This window comes from Streptomyces sp. NPDC000345 (assembly GCF_042898825.1).
GTDB lineage: Bacteria > Actinomycetota > Actinomycetes > Streptomycetales > Streptomycetaceae > Streptomyces.
This window is the reverse complement of the sequence record NZ_JBIAZE010000020.1, coordinates 152,526-167,782: the sequence shown is the minus strand read 5'-3', so window position 1 is coordinate 167,782 and position 15,257 is coordinate 152,526. Positions and strand designations below refer to the sequence as shown.

The 15,257-nt window shown below is 72.6% G+C and carries 11 protein-coding genes; 7 read left to right on the top strand and 4 right to left on the bottom strand.

Annotated features, from left to right (window positions below; genetic code table 11):
• Positions 1-411 precede the first annotated feature (411 nt).
• Both ACFY30_RS35240 and ptsP read left to right on the top strand, forming a co-directional pair.
• The gene (locus tag ACFY30_RS35240; protein WP_390849203.1) at positions 412-861 is read left to right on the top strand and encodes a PTS glucose transporter subunit IIA; all 450 of its coding nucleotides are present in this window, start codon (positions 412-414) and stop codon (positions 859-861) included.
• Between the two features lie 88 nt (positions 862-949).
• Positions 950-2,620: a phosphoenolpyruvate--protein phosphotransferase gene (gene ptsP / locus ACFY30_RS35235; RefSeq protein ID WP_390849202.1), complete on the top strand. Its 1,671-nt coding sequence runs from the start codon at positions 950-952 to the stop codon at positions 2,618-2,620.
• An 89-nt stretch (positions 2,621-2,709) separates the two neighbouring features.
• On the opposite strand, the gene ACFY30_RS35230 is transcribed toward ptsP, so the two are convergent.
• Positions 2,710-3,603 (bottom strand): hypothetical protein, encoded by an 894-nt coding sequence (locus tag ACFY30_RS35230; protein WP_390849201.1) that lies wholly within the window; start codon positions 3,601-3,603, stop codon positions 2,710-2,712.
• A 24-nt stretch (positions 3,604-3,627) separates the two neighbouring features.
• On the bottom strand, positions 3,628-4,836 hold the full coding sequence (locus ACFY30_RS35225) for an MFS transporter (protein ID WP_390849200.1): 1,209 nt from the start codon (positions 4,834-4,836) through the stop codon (positions 3,628-3,630).
• A 112-nt stretch (positions 4,837-4,948) separates the two neighbouring features.
• Between ACFY30_RS35225 and ACFY30_RS35220 the strand changes: the two genes are divergently transcribed.
• Positions 4,949-6,268, top strand: coding sequence for an aminotransferase class I/II-fold pyridoxal phosphate-dependent enzyme (locus ACFY30_RS35220; protein ID WP_390849199.1), 1,320 nt, complete (start codon positions 4,949-4,951; stop codon positions 6,266-6,268).
• Positions 6,269-6,307: 39 nt separating this feature from the next.
• Here ACFY30_RS35220 and ACFY30_RS35215 read toward each other — a convergent pair whose 3' ends face one another.
• On the bottom strand, positions 6,308-8,275 hold the full coding sequence (locus ACFY30_RS35215) for an acetoacetate--CoA ligase (protein ID WP_390849198.1): 1,968 nt from the start codon (positions 8,273-8,275) through the stop codon (positions 6,308-6,310).
• Between the two features lie 215 nt (positions 8,276-8,490).
• Between ACFY30_RS35215 and ACFY30_RS35210 the strand changes: the two genes are divergently transcribed.
• Complete coding sequence (locus tag ACFY30_RS35210) at positions 8,491-10,857, top strand: TIM-barrel domain-containing protein (RefSeq protein ID WP_390849197.1); 2,367 nt, start codon at positions 8,491-8,493, stop codon at positions 10,855-10,857.
• Between the two features lie 7 nt (positions 10,858-10,864).
• Here the strand turns inward: ACFY30_RS35210 and ACFY30_RS35205 are convergent, their stop codons facing one another.
• Positions 10,865-11,401, bottom strand: coding sequence for an NUDIX domain-containing protein (locus ACFY30_RS35205; RefSeq protein WP_390849196.1), 537 nt, complete (start codon positions 11,399-11,401; stop codon positions 10,865-10,867).
• Between the two features lie 165 nt (positions 11,402-11,566).
• Here ACFY30_RS35205 and ACFY30_RS35200 point away from each other — a divergent pair, with 165 nt between their 5' ends.
• The 3 genes from ACFY30_RS35200 (at position 11,567) to ACFY30_RS35190 (ending at position 14,952) form a co-directional block, all read left to right on the top strand.
• On the top strand, positions 11,567-11,992 hold the full coding sequence (locus tag ACFY30_RS35200; protein WP_390849213.1) for a Zn-ribbon domain-containing OB-fold protein: 426 nt from the start codon (positions 11,567-11,569) through the stop codon (positions 11,990-11,992).
• Complete coding sequence (locus ACFY30_RS35195) at positions 11,989-13,179, top strand: lipid-transfer protein (RefSeq protein ID WP_390849212.1); 1,191 nt, start codon at positions 11,989-11,991, stop codon at positions 13,177-13,179. Before ACFY30_RS35200 ends, ACFY30_RS35195 begins: the two co-directional genes overlap by 4 nt.
• Positions 13,180-13,305: 126 nt before the next feature.
• Complete coding sequence (locus tag ACFY30_RS35190) at positions 13,306-14,952, top strand: EAL domain-containing protein (protein WP_390849195.1); 1,647 nt, start codon at positions 13,306-13,308, stop codon at positions 14,950-14,952.
• Positions 14,953-15,257 lie beyond the last annotated feature (305 nt).

Sequence of the window (15,257 nt, the reverse complement as noted above, 5' to 3'; positions counted from 1 at the left end):
GGCGTTGATTTTTGGCACGCTGTTGAGTTCTCAAGGAACGGACGCTTCCTTTGTACTCACCCTCTCGGGCTTTCCTCCGGGCGCTTCCCTTCGGTGTTTCCAACTCTATCAGGGTTTTTCCGTCCTCCTGACCACCCTCCTGCAGGCATGCAGAAGATGATCCAGAGATGAGGATCTGACCGAATTGGATGCTGCTCGACGAGCGCGCTTGATCGCGTCGCTCATCCCAAGCAGGAGTACGACTGTACACGGGGCCGCAGATCGGGTGCAAATCCACTAGGGTGGTGGTCTAGACCACGGTCGGGCTCTCGTGCGGAACCGGTACTTCATCTGACATACCCTGCTGCACAGTGCGCCGTCCTGGACAGGCAGTAACGGCCCATGTACATCTCCACCCCTGGGAGGCTTCCCATGACCACCGTGACGTCCCCCCTTGTAGGACGCGCCATCGGACTGGCCTCGGTGCCTGATCCGGTCTTCTCCGGGGCCATGGTCGGCCCGGGTACGGCGATCGACCCGGTGCGCGAACCTTCTGAGGCGGTGGCGCCCGTGGACGGAGTCATCGTCTCCCTCCACCCGCACGCCTTCGTCGTCGTCGATGCCGAGGGACACGGCGTGCTCACCCACCTCGGTATCGACACCGTGCAGCTCAACGGCGAGGGCTTCGAGCTCCTCGTGAACAAGGGCGACACCGTCACCCGCGGTCAGGGCATCGTGCGCTGGAACCCGGCGGCGGTCGAAGCGGCCGGCAAGTCCCCGGTGTGCCCCGTCGTGGCGCTGGAGGCCACGGCCGACTCCCTCGGTGAGCTCCGTGAAGACGGCGACCTGAAGACGGGCGACGTTCTCTTTTCCTGGCAGTGATGCCGACGCCGTCCCCCTGAGGGGCACGGCGGCACGTAGGACAACCACCGCGGCGGCGGGACCCGCCGCACTAACGGAGACGGGTGAGATGGAGACAACGCTGCGAGGCGTCGGCGTGAGTCACGGTGTGGCGATCGGCGAGGTTCGGCACATGGGAACGGCGGTCCTCGAACCGCCGGCCAAGCAGATACCGGCAGAAGAGGCGGAGCGCGAACAGGGGCGCGCCCGCAAGGCCGTGGAGGCCGTCGCCGCCGACCTGATGGCGCGCGGCAATCTGGCGGGGGGTGAAGCCCAGGCGGTGCTCGAGGCACAGGCCATGATGGCCCAGGACCCCGAGCTGATGGCGGACGTGGACCGGCGTATCGCCGTCGGCAGCACGGCCGAGCGCGCCGTGTACGACGCGTTCGCCTCCTACCGTGAGCTGCTGGCGGCAGCCGGTGAGTACCTCGCGGGTCGCGTGGCCGACCTCGACGATGTGCGGAATCGTATCGTCGCCCGTCTGCTGGGCGTCCCGATGCCGGGTGTCCCGGACAGCGACGAGCCGTACGTGCTGGTGGCCCGGGATCTGGCGCCGGCCGACACCGCGCTGCTGGACCCGACGCTGGTGTTGGGCTTCGTGACCGAGGAGGGCGGGCCGACCAGTCACAGCGCGATTCTGGCGCGTGCGCTCGGTGTGCCGGCGGTCGTCGCGCTGCCGGGTGCCGGTGAGCTGGCCGAGGGCACGATGATCGCGGTCGACGGCAGCACGGGCGAGATCTTCGTGAACCCGAGCGAGGAGAAGAAGGCGCAGCTCGAGGCCGCGGCGGCGGAGCGCAAGGCGGCACTGGCCGCCTCGACCGGGCCGGGTGCCACCGCCGACGGTCACAAGGTGCCGCTGCTGGCGAACGTCGGCGGCCCGGTCGATGTGCCGGCCGCCGTGGAGGCGGGGGCGGAGGGCGTCGGTCTGTTCCGTACCGAGTTCCTCTTCCTCGATGACAGCAAGAACGCGCCGTCCGAGGAGAAGCAGGTCGAGGCCTATCGGCAGGTGCTCGAGGCGTTCCCCGAGGGGCGGGTCGTCGTGCGCGTCCTGGACGCGGGCGCGGACAAGCCGCTGGACTTCCTGACTCCGGCCGACGAGCCGAACCCCGCGCTGGGTGTGCGGGGCCTGCGCACCCTGCTCGACCATCCTGACGTCCTGCGGACGCAGCTGACGGCGCTGGCGAAGGCCGCCGAGGGTCTGCCGGTGCATCTCGAGGTGATGGCCCCGATGGTCGCGGACCGCGCCGACGCGAAGGCGTTCGCGGACGCGTGCCGCGAGGCGGGGCTGCGGGCGAAGTTCGGCGCGATGGTGGAGATTCCGTCGGCCGCGCTGCGGGCCCGGTCGATTCTTCAGGAGGTCGAGTTCCTGTCGCTCGGGACGAACGACCTCGCGCAGTACACGTTCGCCGCCGACCGGCAGGTGGGTGCGGTGTCCCGGCTGCAGGATCCGTGGCAGCCCGCGCTGCTCGACCTGGTCGCGCTGTCCGCCGAGGCGGCCAGGGCCGAGGGCAAGAGCTGTGGTGTGTGCGGCGAGGCGGCGTCCGACCCGCTGCTCGCCTGTGTGCTGACGGGTCTGGGTGTCACCTCCCTTTCCATGGGTGCGGCGTCGATTCCCTATGTGCGGGCGATGCTGGCGAAGTACACGCTGGCTCAGTGCGAGCGTGCCGCGGCGGCCGCTCGCGCGACGGACAGTGCCGAGGAGGCGCGCGCCGCGGCGCAGGCCGTGCTGTCCGGCGAGTGAGCGGCCGGTCCGGGTCGGCCGGCGGCCGGTGAGCAGGGCGCTCCGCCTTCGGGTGGGGCGCCCTTCCCCGTGCGGCGGGGTCTGCCCGCTCAGTGGTGGTGCTCGGGCGGCGATCCGTCCTGTCCGAGGTCCGGTGGGGCGCAGTAGTCGACGCCGGACTCGGGAGAGATGAGGTCGCCGGACTCGGCGTCGGTGCAGTAGGCGTCGAAGACCTCGCCGGCGGTGAGGGGTTCGAGGCCGTCGCCGCGCATCCGCCAGCCGTAGATCCGGTCGGGGCTGCCGGGGGCGCAGGTGCGCATGACCAGGCCGCCGGGGCCGCGGGTGGCCAGACCGAGGGCGAGGACGGTGGTGAACTCCAGGGCTTCGGCCTCGTCGAGTCGGGTGGTGCCGTCGGTCTCGTCGTCCCCGTGGAGGACGGCGAGGAGTGTTTCGGGTGTTCCGGTGACGCTGCACACCAGGTGCCGGTTGCCGGGTGGTGCGGTGTCGAGGATGCGGACGACGAGGTCGGAGGCGCGTGCGAAGGCGGCGCGGCCGATGTCCTCGCCGCAGGTCGCGCAGGCGCCGAGGCGGGACAGGAGGGTGGCCGCGTACTCCCACGTGGCCTGGCGTACGGCTTCGTCGACGAGGGCGGGGACGAGGTCGGCGAGGGGCCTGCCGTCGTAGGGGATGGTGGGGCCCGTGGTCGCGAGCTGGGCCGTGAAGCGGGTGCGGTGGGCGGGGACGTCGGGGTCGAGGTTCCGGTCGGCGCAGTATGCGGCGTACTCCTCGGGGTCGAAGAGGGCCACGGTGGTGTGGCTGCCCTGTCGGGCGCGGGTCCTGAGGAGGTCTTCGACCTGGCGGAGGTAGGCGGCGTGGTCGTCGAAGGTGAAGCTGCGGTAGCGCCGCATGGCACGGAAGTCGTGTTCGTCGGTGAGCAGGCCGATGGTGCCGGCGATCTCACGGTGCAGGACGCGGCGCATGGTCCGGCGGTCGCTGTGTGCCATGTTTCCCCCTGTGAGCACGGTCGATCAATGCTCACTCACAGTAATCGGCGCCACTGACAATGACCTTCGCGTGAGTCGTTCGTGGACCAGGCGGTGCTGGATTGCGCAGGTCACGGCGATGATGCCGCCGAAGGTGAGCCAGCCGAGCGGACCGGTGGCGATCGCCGTGGTGACGGCGAGTGGTCCGATGCTGCGCTGGGCGGACTGGGCGAGGCCGTGGACTCCGAGGTAGGCGCCTTGGGCGGTGTCGGAGGCGAGGGCGACGGAGAGTTCCCAGGCGATCGTGGAGTGGAGTATTTCGGCGAGGGTGAAGAGGACGGCCGCGGCGGTGAGGGAGAGGGTGGTGGTGACGGTCCCGCCGGCCACCGAGACGGCCATGGCGGTACCGGCCAGGGCGAAGGTCGCCGAGAGCGGGACGAGGAGGGCGCGGGCGGCGGCCGTGGTCGCGCCGAAGCGGGCCAGGGGGACCTGGAGGGCCACGACCATCACGTTGTTGAGGACCATGAGCAGCGGGGCGAGGCCCTGGGGTGCGGTGGTGGTGTGGGCGATCCAGAGGGGCAGGCCGACTTTGAAGACGGCGTCGTCGAGGAAGAGGACGGTGTCGGTGGCGACGTAGGCGAGGTAGGTGCGGTCGCGCCAGGGACTGCTCGGCCGGGCGGTGGGCCTGTGGTCCTGGGAGGTGGTGACCGTGCGGGAGCCGGAGCGGGGTTCGTGGCAGCGGAGGGTGAGCAGGGCGCAGGCGACGAAGGAGAGGGCGTCGCCGGCGAGGAGCCACCGGTAGGCGGCGGTGCTGCCGAGTGCGAGGGCGGCAGCGGCGGTGAGGCCTCCGAGGGCCCAGCCGGCGTTGGCGACGGTGCGTTGGACGGCCTGGTAGCGGACGCGGTCGGGGCCGGCGATGCGGGTGGCGTAGAGCTTGGTGAGGACGTTGGCGGCGCGGTCGCCGAGGCTGCCCACGGAGCAGTAGACCACCAGGAGCGCGTAGTGATCGGTGGTCAGCAGGGCGAAGGAGGCCAGGGCGCGCAGCAGTTGGACCGCGATCAGGACGCGGGTGAGCGGTAGGCGGTCGGCGAGGCGGCCGCCCAGCGGGGCTCCCGCGATGCCGGCCGCTCCGGCCGCGGCGACGAGGGTGCCGACCTGGCTGACGGAGAGGCCGGAGACGTAGGTGAAGTACAGGACGCTGACGGAGGCCCACAGGCCGCTGCCCACACGGTCGGTGAAGGCGATGGTCAGCATTCTCCGGCCGTCGCGTCCCCCGGGTGTGCGGTGGCTCCATGTGGCCGCGCGGCGGATCGGATGCACGGGCTCCCCCTTGCCTGGAATTATGTACTGATACATACTTGGCAATGTGGCAACACAATATGGGATCAGTGGCACGACGGCCAAGGGGATTGCGTCGTCCGTCGAACAGGGCGTGACCGAGGGCGCGTTGGGCCCGGGGGCGGCGCTGCCTCCGGTGCGACGGCTCGCGGACGACCTGGGAGTGAGTCCGGGGACGGTCGCGACGGCCTACAAAGAGCTGCGCCGGCGCGGCATCGTCGTCACGCGCGGGCGGGGCGGCACCGTGGTGGCGGAGGTTCCCTCCGTGGCGTCACGCCGGCCGCCGAGGGTGCCGGACGGGCTGCGGGATCTGGCGGGCGGCCATCCCGATCCGGAACTGCTGCCCGGTCTGGTGCCGCCGACGCGCCTGTCCCCCGGTGCCCGTTCGCACCGCGCGACGCCCAGGCTGGAGCGGCTGGAGGAGGCCGTGCGGGACTGGATGCGTCCCGACGGCGTGCCCGTGGAGCAGGTGACGTTCGCGCACGGTGCGCTGGATCTGATCGGGCGGCTGCTGTCCGTGGAGCTCCGGCCCGGGGACGCGGTGGCCATGGAGGATCCCGGGTATCACCATCTGCTGGATCTGGTCACGGCCCTGGGGCTGCGTATCGTCCCGGTCGCCGTCGACGACGAGGGGGTGCGGCCCGACGCCCTGCGGGCCGCCGTACGGTCGGGGGTCCGCGCGCTGGTGTGCAGTCCGCGGGCGCAGAACCCCTGGGGCGGCCGCTTCTCCGCGGCGCGCCGGGATGAGCTCGTCGAGGTCCTGCGGGCCGAACGGGATCTGCTGGTCGTCGAGAACGACCACGCCTCCGCCGTCGCGGACGCTCCCCTGGTGACCCTGACGTCGGGCGGACTGTCGCGCTGGGTGCATGTGCGGACGGTGAGCAAGTTCCTCGGCACCGATCTGCGGTGGGCGGCCGCGGCCTGCGACCCGACCACCCTGGCCCGGCACGACGGGCGGCTGCTGCTGACGTCCGGCTGGGTCAGCCATCTCCTCCAGGAGACGGTGTACGGGCTGCTGACCGACGACGCCACCCGCGCCCTGGTGACACGCGCGCGGGAGACGTACACACGGCGCAGGAGTGCGCTCCTGCGGGAACTGGCGGACCTGGGCATCGTGGCGCACGGCGCGAGCGGGATGAACGTGTGGGTGCCGGTGCGGGACGAGTCGGCCGCGGTGAACGGGCTGCGGTCGTACGGCTGGTGGGTGGCGGCGGGGGCCCGGTTCCGGCTGGCGTCCGGGCCGGGTGTGCGGATCTCCGTCGCCGAGCTGGAGCCGGCCGACGCGGCACGTCTGGCCTCGGACTTCGCCGCGGTGCTGGGCGAGTCCGAGGCCACCTACGGCGGCTGACCGTCTCCCCGGCCGCCGTTCGGCCGTCGTGCGGGCGCGTCAGGCCCTCTTGTGCGCGAGCTCCTCGTAGAAGTGCAGCAGTTCGAGGTTGTCGATGGAGCCCGGGTTGACCGCCTTCTCCAGCGGAGTGCCCTGCAGGAGTCGCTTGACCGGGACCTCGATGCGCTTTCCGGTGAGGGTGTGCGGGACCCCGGGCACCTCGATGACCTCGTCGGGGACATGGCGCGGCGACAGCTGTTCGCGGATGGCCTGCTTGATACGGCCGAGCAGGGCGTCGTCGAGGACGGCTCCGGGGGCGAGGTGCACGAAGAGGGGCATCCAGTAGCCGCCGTCGGGCTGTTCGATGCCGATGACCAGGGACTCCTTGATCTCGGGGAGCCGTTCGACGACCTCGTAGATGTCGGCGGAGCCCATGCGTACGCCCTGGCGGTTGAGCGTGGAGTCGGAGCGGCCGTGGATGACGACGGAGCCGCGTGAGGTGACGGTGATCCAGTCGCCGTGGCGCCACACGCCGGGATAGGTGTCGAAGTAGCTGCCGTGGTAGCGGCTGCCGTCGGGGTCGTTCCAGAAGTGGACCGGCATGGACGGCATGGGGTTGGTGACGACGAGCTCGCCGACCTCGTCGACGACGGCGTGCCCGCTCGGGTCCCAGGACTGCAGGTCGGTGCCGAGGCCGGGCGCCTGCAGCTCGCCGGTGTACACGGGGAGGGTGGGAACGGCTCCGGCGAAGCAGGAGCACACGTCGGTGCCGCCGCTGACGGAGGCGATCCACAGGTCCTCGCGGACCTCGTCGTGCAGCCAGCGGAAGCCGTCGGGCGGGAGCGGTGATCCGGTGGTGGCGACGCACTGGACCTTGGACAGGTCGAAGTCGCGGGCCGGATGCACGCCCGCCTTGCGGCAGGCCATGACGTACGCCGCCGAGGTGCCGTAGAGGGTGGCTCCCGTGCGTTCGGCCACGCGCCACTGGGCGCCGGTGTCGGGATAGCCGGGGCTTCCGTCGTAGAGGACGATCGTCGTGCCGGTCAGGAGACCGGAGACGAGGAAGTTCCACATCATCCAGCCGGTCGAGGTGTACCAGAAGAAGCGGTCCTCGGGGCCCAGGTCGCAGTGCAGGCCGAGCTGTTTGAGGTGTTCGACCAGGATGCCGCCCTGGGACTGGACGATGGCCTTGGGCAGGCCGGTCGTGCCGGAGGAGTAGAGCACCCACAGGGGGTGCGCGAAGGGCACCTGTTCGAAGACGGGCTCGTGGTCCGCGGCCGTGAGCGCCGACCATTCCAGGGCTCCCTCGGGGGCCTCGGTGCCCAGGAGCGGGATGTGGACGACGGCCCGCAGGGTGGGCAGCTCGCTGCGCAGCTCGGCGACCGTGTCGCGGCGGTCGTGCTGCTTGCCGCCGTAGCGGTAGCCGTCGACGGTGAAGAGCACCACGGGCTCGACCTGCTGGAAGCGGTCGAGGACGCTGCGGGCGCCGAAGTCGGGGGCGCAGGAGGTCCAGACGCCGCCCACGGCGGCGGTGGCGAGGAGGGCGACGACCGCCTGCGGGATGTTCGGGAGGTAGCCGCTGACGCGGTCCCCGGGCCGGACGCCGAGGGCGCGCAGTTCCGCGGCCAGCGAGCCGACCTGGCGGCGCAGCTCGGACCAGGTCACCGGGCGCGGCTCATGGGATTCGTCGACATACAGCAGGGCCGGTTCGTCCGGGCGGGTGGCGGCCGCGCGCAGGGCGTGCTCGGCGTAGTTCAGCGTGGCCCCGGGGAACCATACGGCGCCCGGCATGGAGCGGTCGCCCAGCACGCGCGCGCAGGGCGTCGAGAACCGCACGTCGAACCACTCCGTGACGGCTTTCCAGAACGTCTCCAGCTCGTCGACGGACCAGCTGTGCAGGGCCGGGTACCCGCCTTCGGCGGGGGCTCCGTGGTGCTCGGCCGCCCAGGCCTGGAACCTGGTGACCTGGGCCTTCGCGATGCGCTGCGGATCTGGCCGCCAGAGCGGCTCGGGGTTCACGGTCGACATTGGGGCGGCTCCCGGACTGTGGCGCGTCGTGTGCGTCGCCCGCGCACGTGCTGGGTTGTGCGCGTGACGCGGCTGACAGGGACGATGCCATGTGATCGACTTCTGCACCAGGGTGTGCCCCACACAGTCCGTGTCGTGAAGATGTGGTCCCGACATGGGTGAACGGCAGTTGAACGACACGCGCGTGTGGAGCGGTCAGTGGCAGGGTGAACAGCATGGACGGTCGTGACCTGGTGCGTTCGATGAAGGCGGTCGGCTCCGCGGGGGCCGCCGGGGGGTTGCGTACCGTGCGGGCCGCCTGGCGCAGGAGGCGGGCCGACGCCACCGGGCTGCCGGCGCGGGGGGCCGAGCGGGCCAGGGTGCCGGGGCCGGTGCAGGAGGTGGAGCCGGGGCCCGGCGGTGGCACGCTCCGGTTCAGCCGCTCGGAACTGCGGATCCTCGTGGCCGTGAACGGGGCGGTCTTCTGGGGCTGGGACGGTGCCGGGCCCGAGCCGTCGTACGCGTTGGCCGGCCGCTGCCCGGAGCCCGATCCCCGGGCGGTGCTCGAACCGGACAAGGACGGCGGCTGGCGGGTCGTGGCCGAACGGGTGACGGTCGTGGTCTCGCGGCACGGTGCCGTGGAGGTGTGCACGCCGGGCGGGGTCATGCTGCGCCGGGATCTGCCGCCGCGCTGGTGGGAGCCGCTGGACGGCGGACCCGGGCGCTGGATGCAGCGGTCCGAGGTGGCGGCGGACGCGCGCTTCTTCGGGCTCGGCGGTCGGGCGTCGGGGCCGCGCCTGCGCGCGGGAACGTACCGGCTGTGGAACACGGACCCCGGACGCGCGTTCGGACGCGAGGACGATCCGCTCTATCTGACGATGCCGGTGCAGCTGGTGGTGTCCGACGCGGCCACGCACCTGGTGTTCCACGACACCTCCTGGGACGGCACGGTGACGCTGCGGGAGGGCGAGGAGGGGGCCGGGTCGGGGCATGACAGGGCGGGGTCGTGCGAGCTGCGGGTGGACGGCGGCCCCTTGCGCTGCTGGGTGATGGTGGGCACCCCCGCGCGCGTGCTGCTCGCCTGGGCCTCGCTCACCGGCGCTCCCGCGCTGCCGCCGGCGTGGGCGCTCGGTCACCAGCACGCGCGCTGGGGCTTCGGCAGCGAGCAGGAGGTGCGCAGGATCGTCGCGGGCTATCACGAGCACGGGCTGCCGCTCGACGCCGTCCATCTGGACATCGACCACTACGACGGCCACCGGGTGTTCACCGTCGACCAGGACCGCTTCCCCAAGCTGCCGGTGCTCGCCGAGGAGCTGCGGCGGGACGGCATACGGCTGGTGTCGATCGTCGACCCGGCGGTCAGGGCGGAGCCGGGCAACGCGGTCTACGACGCCGGGCTCGCCGAGGACGCGTTCGTCAGGGACGCCTCGGGGAGGCTCGTCGAGGGCGTGGTGTGGCCGGGCGAGGCGGTCTTCCCGGACTTCACGCACGCGCGCGTGCGGCGGTGGTGGGGAGGGCTGTACGCGGAGCGCCTCGCGCAGGGCTTCTCCGGCTTCTGGCACGACATGAACGAACCGACGTCGTTCACCGCCTTCGGCGAGTCGACGCTGCCCCGGTCGGCCCGTCACGCCCTGGACGGGCGGCCCGGCGATCACCGCGAGGCCCACAACGTCTACGCGCTCTGTATGGCGAGGGCGGCCTACGAGGGGCTGCGTGAGCTGCTCCCCGAGGAGCGGCCGTTCCTGTTCTCCCGCTCCGGCTGGGCGGGCCTGCAGCGCTACGGCGGGACGTGGTCGGGGGACGTCGCCACGGGCTGGCCGGGGCTGCGGGCGTCGCTGTCGCTGGTGATGGGGCTCGGGCTGTGCGGGGTGCCGTACTCGGGGCCGGACGTGGGCGGTTTCGACGGGAGTCCGTCGCCCGAGCTGTTTCTGCGGTGGTTCCAGCTGGGCGCGTACCTGCCGTTGTTCCGTACGCACGCGAGCCTGCGGGCGGGCCGCCGGGAGCCGTGGGAGTTCGGTGCGGAGGTGCTGGAGCACGCGCGTGCCGCGCTTCTGGAGCGTCGGCGGCTGCTGCCGTACTTCATGACGCTGGCGCATCTGGCCCGGCGTACCGGCGCTCCCTATGTGCGCCCGCTGTGGTGGGGAGCGCCCGAGGACCGGGCGTTGCGGGACTGCGAGGACGCCTTCCTGCTGGGCGACTCTCTCCTGGTGGCGCCGGTGCTGGACCCGGGTGCCGACCGGCGTGCGGTGCGGCTGCCGCGCGGGCTCTGGTACGACACCGCGACGGGCCGGCGGTTCCGGGGGCCGGGGCAGGTGATCGTGGACGCGCCGCTGTCGCGCGTCCCGGTGCTCGCGCGGGCGGGTGCGGTCATACCGGTGCGCGGGCAGGACGGTGGACTGGAGCTGGAGGTGTGGACGCCGGCGCGGGGCCGGACCGGTGGGGGTCTGGTGGTGCGGGACGCGGGCGACGGCTGGGACGAGCCCGAGATCGAACGGTACGTCGCCCGCTGGGAGGGCCGGCAGGTCGTCGTCGAGCGGGAGGGAGAGGACGGCCTGCACGAGCCGTCCCACCCCGTGCGCGTGCGCGGGCTCGGCGAGCGGTGAGCGCGGTTCAGATGTAGCGGCCCTCGAAGAACGCCCGCACGGCGTGCGTGTGCAGCGGGAAGGCGAGCTCCTCCGGCCTGCGCAGCAGGTGCCAGCCCTCCGTCTCGTCGGTGGCCGCCGACTCCGGGAGGCGGTCCGCGGGGCGCTCCGGGAGGAGGCCGAACAGCAGCAGGTGGCCGTCCGGCGAGCTCATGGCGTCGACGAGGCGTACGTCGCGACTCGCGGCGTCGATGCCCGTCTCCTCCCTGAGTTCGCGGACGACGGCCCGGCGCCAGTCCTCACGGTCGTCGATGTATCCGCCGGGCAGGGCGACGCCCCCGCGCGCGGGCGGGACGGTTCGGGTGATGACGACCAGGCCGGTGCCCTTCGCGTCGTACACGGGCTGGAGTGCGACGGCCACCGGCAGCGGGTTGCGGTAGGCGACGGTGGCGCAGGCCGGACAGGTGCGGGGCCAGCCGGTGACGCCCTCCCTGTAGGGCGCTCCGCAGCTCGAACAGTGGGAGTCGCGTGCGGAGTTCGAATGGGAGTGCAGAGTTTCGGACACGCGGCGGAGCGTATCCGATCTTACGGAGGGCTTCGTGCGCGAGCGGCTCGAAGCGCCGCGCTCTCCTGTCTCCTCCCTGCCCATTTCCGGATGCGCGTGCCACACTCCTGACGTTCCGTCAGATCTCGTGTGGAGGAGAGCTCCTTGTCACGGACACGCACACCGGTGGTGGCCGGGTGGTTCAGCGGGGACGGGGACGACTTCAGGCTGCTCGGGACGCGCTGCTCGGCGTGCCGGTCGGTGTTCTTCCCGCGTGAGGACGCGCACTGCCGCAACCCGGCATGCGGGGGCGGGGAGCTGACGGAGGTCCCGCTGTCGCGACGGGGGCGGGTCTGGTCGTACACGGACAGCCGGTACCGGCCTCCGTCACCCTATGTGACCGATCCGGAACTTCCGTGGGAGCCGTACGCGTTGATCGCTGTGGAACTGGAGCCCGAGCGGATCGTGGTGCTGGGGCAGGCGGTTCCCGGGGTCACCGTCGCCGATCTGACGGTGGGCATGGAGGTGGAGGTCGTCCCGGGTGTCCTGGGCGAGGACGCGGAGACGACGTGGACCACCTGGCACTGGAGGCCCACGGGGGTGGCGCGATGACGGCGGAGGTGGCGGTGCTCGGCGCGGGGATGCATCCGTGGGGCAAGTGGGGGCGCGGCTTCGTCGCGTACGGGGTGGCGGCCGCGCGGGCGGCTCTCGCCGACGCCGGGCTCGACTGGCGGGACGTGGGCTCGATCGTGGGCGCGGACACGGTGCGTGGCGGATACCCGGGGTATGTGGCGGGGGCGACGTTCGCGAAGGCCCTGGGCTGGCAGGGAGCGCGGGTCACCAGCGTGTACGCGGCGTGCGCGTCGGGCGCGCAGGCGATCGACGCGGCGCGGGCGCAGATCCTCGCCGGGCTGGCCGACGTCGTGCTCGTGGTGGGGGCCGACGCGGCACCCAAGGGCTTCTTCCGTCCTGCGGGCGGTGACCGGCCGGACGACCCGGACTGGCTGCGGTTCCGGGTGCTCGGCGCCACCAATCCGGCCTACTTCGGGCTGTACGCGCGCAGGCGCATGGCACTGCACGGGGACACCCCGGAGGACTTCGCCCAGGTCAAGGTGAAGAACTCCGCCCTGGGCGCGCTCAACCCGAACGCGCGCTACCGCAAGCGGGTCACCGCCGAGGAGGTCGCCGCCTCCGCGGTGGTCGCCGATCCGCTGCGGCTGCTGGACATCTGCGCGACCTCGGACGGCGGGGCCGCCCTGGTGCTGTCCAGCATGGAGTTCGCCCGTCGGCACGGGGCGGGGGATCCGGTGCGGATCCGGGCCGTGTCCACGGTGACACCCCGTTACCCCACCACCGTGCTGGACCTGCCGGACATCGCCACCGACTCCGCGGCGGCGGTGGAGCCCCGCGGTGAGCCGTTCCGCGCGTCGATCGCCCGCGCCGCCTACGAGGAGGCGGGTGTCGGGCCCGAGGATCTGTCCCTGGCCGAGGTCTACGACCTGTCCACGGCACTGGAGTTGCAGTGGTACGAGGACCTCGGCCTCTGCGGTGACGGTGAGGCCGTCAAGTTGCTGCGGGAGGGTGCGACGGCGCCGGGCGGTCGGGTACCGGTGAACCCGAGCGGGGGGCTGGCCTCGTTCGGGGAGGCGGTGCCGGCGCAGGCGATCGCCCAGGTCTGCGAGCTGACCTGGCAGTTGCGCGGACGGGCCGGCGACCGTCAGGTCGCGCACGCGCGCGTGGGCATCACGGCCAACCAGGGGCTGTTCGGGCACGGGTCGGCGGTGATAGCGGTGCGGTGAGGAGGCGCGGACACGGCCCGGCGGAGCAGGGGGCGCGCCGTGCACCGTGCGTGACCACTCCGGAATGCTGCGTGAACGTCTCATGAACTGGGCCTGGGCGCAGTCCCGCGGCGCCATCATGCTCCCGTGCACTCCTGGACGGATACTCTCCGCTTCGCCTTCCAGCCGGTGATCAGCCTGACGACGGGAGCGGTGGCGGGGCTGGAGATACTCGCCCGACCGGAGACCGGCGACATCCTGGCGGAGGCCCGGCGGGATCCCGAACTCGACAGCGGTCTGGCCGTGGCGGCGGTCCGGGCGGCGGCGCGCAAGGAGACGCTGCTGCCGCTGCACGTGAACGTGTTCGCGGCGACCCTGGCCGACCTCGGCGGGCTCACCCCGCTCCATGACGCCGTGCGTGCGGCGGGACGGCTGCCGTGGGAGGTGACGCTCGATGTCGTCCCGCCGTACACGCATGTGCCGCAGCGCGCGCTGCTGGACGCCGTCGCGGTGCTGCGGGAGCAGGGCTTCCGGATCAGCGCGGACGGCGTCGGGGACGGGGACGTACCCCTGCGGCTGCTGGTCGATCTCGCGCCGGACCTGGTGAAGCTGGACGCGTCCCTGCTGGTACGTCCGGCGGCGGTGCGGGCGATGCGGACATGGTGCGAGGAGGCGGGAGCGCTTCTCGCCGTGGAGGGGGTGGAGACCGAACTGCAGTGTGCGGCCGCGCTGTCGGCGGGTGCCCAGCTGGCCCAGGGCGTGCTGTTCGCGCCGCCGGCCCGGCTGCCGGTCGCGGAGGTCTACGTTCCGCCGCGGGTGCCGGGCGTCGCGTCGGTTCCCCGGCCGGGGCCGTCGGTGCGCGAGTTCGTCCGGCCCGCCGCGCTGCTGCCCGCGGGCGCCTCCGCCGGTCAGGTGCGGGCGCTGCTGACCGGGGCGCCGGAGGTGTCAGGGGTGCTGCTGGTCGACCGGACGGGGGTTCCGGTCCGGTCGGTGCACCGTTCGCGCTTCCTGCTGTCGATGTCGGGCCGCTACGGTCACGCGCTGTACGCCGACCGGCCCGCGACCAGGCTCGGTGACCCGCCGCGGACGGTGGGGATCGACGCGACGGCGTGGGAGGTGCTGGACGTGGTCGCGGTGGGCGACCGGGACCGCACCTCGGACGACGTGGCGGTCGTCGACCGTCAGGGTCGGTGCGTGGGCGTCGTACGGCTGGCGGATCTCGTCCGGGCACTGGCCGAGAGCCGGGTCGAGGAGGCCGCGGGGCTCAATCCGCTGACCCGGCTGCCGGGTTCGGACGCGATCACCGCGGAGGTGGACCGGCGGATCGCGGAGGGGCGGGTGTTCGCGCTGAGCTGGCTGGACGTGGACCACTTCAAGCAGGTCAACGACGGGGCGGGCTTCGCGGCGGGCGACGAGCTGATCCGGTCGGTGGGACGGGCGCTGCAGGTCGCGGCGTCCGGCCAGACCAGGGTCGGGCACATCGGCGGGGACGACTTCCTGGTGCTGGCGGATCCGGAGGGCCTTGATCCGCTGGCGGCGTCCGTGCTGGACGCGGCCTGGTCGGCAGGCGGGCGTCCGGTCACGCTGTCGCTGGCCACAGTCCTGTGTCCGCCGGGCAGCGTGACCGACCACCGGCAGGCGGCCGCGTGTCTGGCACCGCTGAAGAAGGCCGCGAAGTCGCTGCGCGGGGCGAGTTGGGTGTGGGCGCGGGCGGGGTGTTCCGGCCATGAGGTGCGGCGGGGGGAGTCGCCGTTGGCCACGGAGGCGGTGGGGGCGGAGCCGGCGGTGGGGTGAGCGGGCCGGATGACGGACTGAGGGGCTGTCAGCAGCGGTTGGGGGCCCGGCCGGTGGGCAAGGGAACGGGGTCTGCCCGCTGCCAGGCTGTGGGAGGTGCCGGGCGATGGCGGCCCTCTCGGTGCTCATCCATTGCCGTCCGCCTCCTTGACGCTCCCTGGGCGCCGGTGAACACTTCCCGGTGTCAGCCGACATCGCCGTACATTCTCGGCGTATCCAGGCGCGCGCCACGCGGACTCTTCCGGCCGCGGACCACTCCCCCACGGGCGATTCGGCTCTGACGGCACGCTCGTCACGGACGCCGG

What these genes read in the sequence shown, in the direction of transcription:
- ACFY30_RS35240 (WP_390849203.1), top strand. Translation starts at nt 412, where the DNA reads ATGACCACCGTGACGTCCCCCCTTGTAGGACGCGCCATCGGACTGGCC.
- ptsP (WP_390849202.1), top strand. Translation starts at nt 950, where the DNA reads ATGGAGACAACGCTGCGAGGCGTCGGCGTGAGTCACGGTGTGGCGATC.
- ACFY30_RS35230 (WP_390849201.1), bottom strand. Translation starts at nt 3,603, where the DNA reads ATGGCACACAGCGACCGCCGGACCATGCGCCGCGTCCTGCACCGTGAG.
- ACFY30_RS35225 (WP_390849200.1), bottom strand. Translation starts at nt 4,836, where the DNA reads ATGCTGACCATCGCCTTCACCGACCGTGTGGGCAGCGGCCTGTGGGCC.
- ACFY30_RS35215 (WP_390849198.1), bottom strand. Translation starts at nt 8,275, where the DNA reads ATGTCGACCGTGAACCCCGAGCCGCTCTGGCGGCCAGATCCGCAGCGC.
- ACFY30_RS35210 (WP_390849197.1), top strand. Translation starts at nt 8,491, where the DNA reads ATGGACGGTCGTGACCTGGTGCGTTCGATGAAGGCGGTCGGCTCCGCG.
- ACFY30_RS35195 (WP_390849212.1), top strand. Translation starts at nt 11,989, where the DNA reads ATGACGGCGGAGGTGGCGGTGCTCGGCGCGGGGATGCATCCGTGGGGC.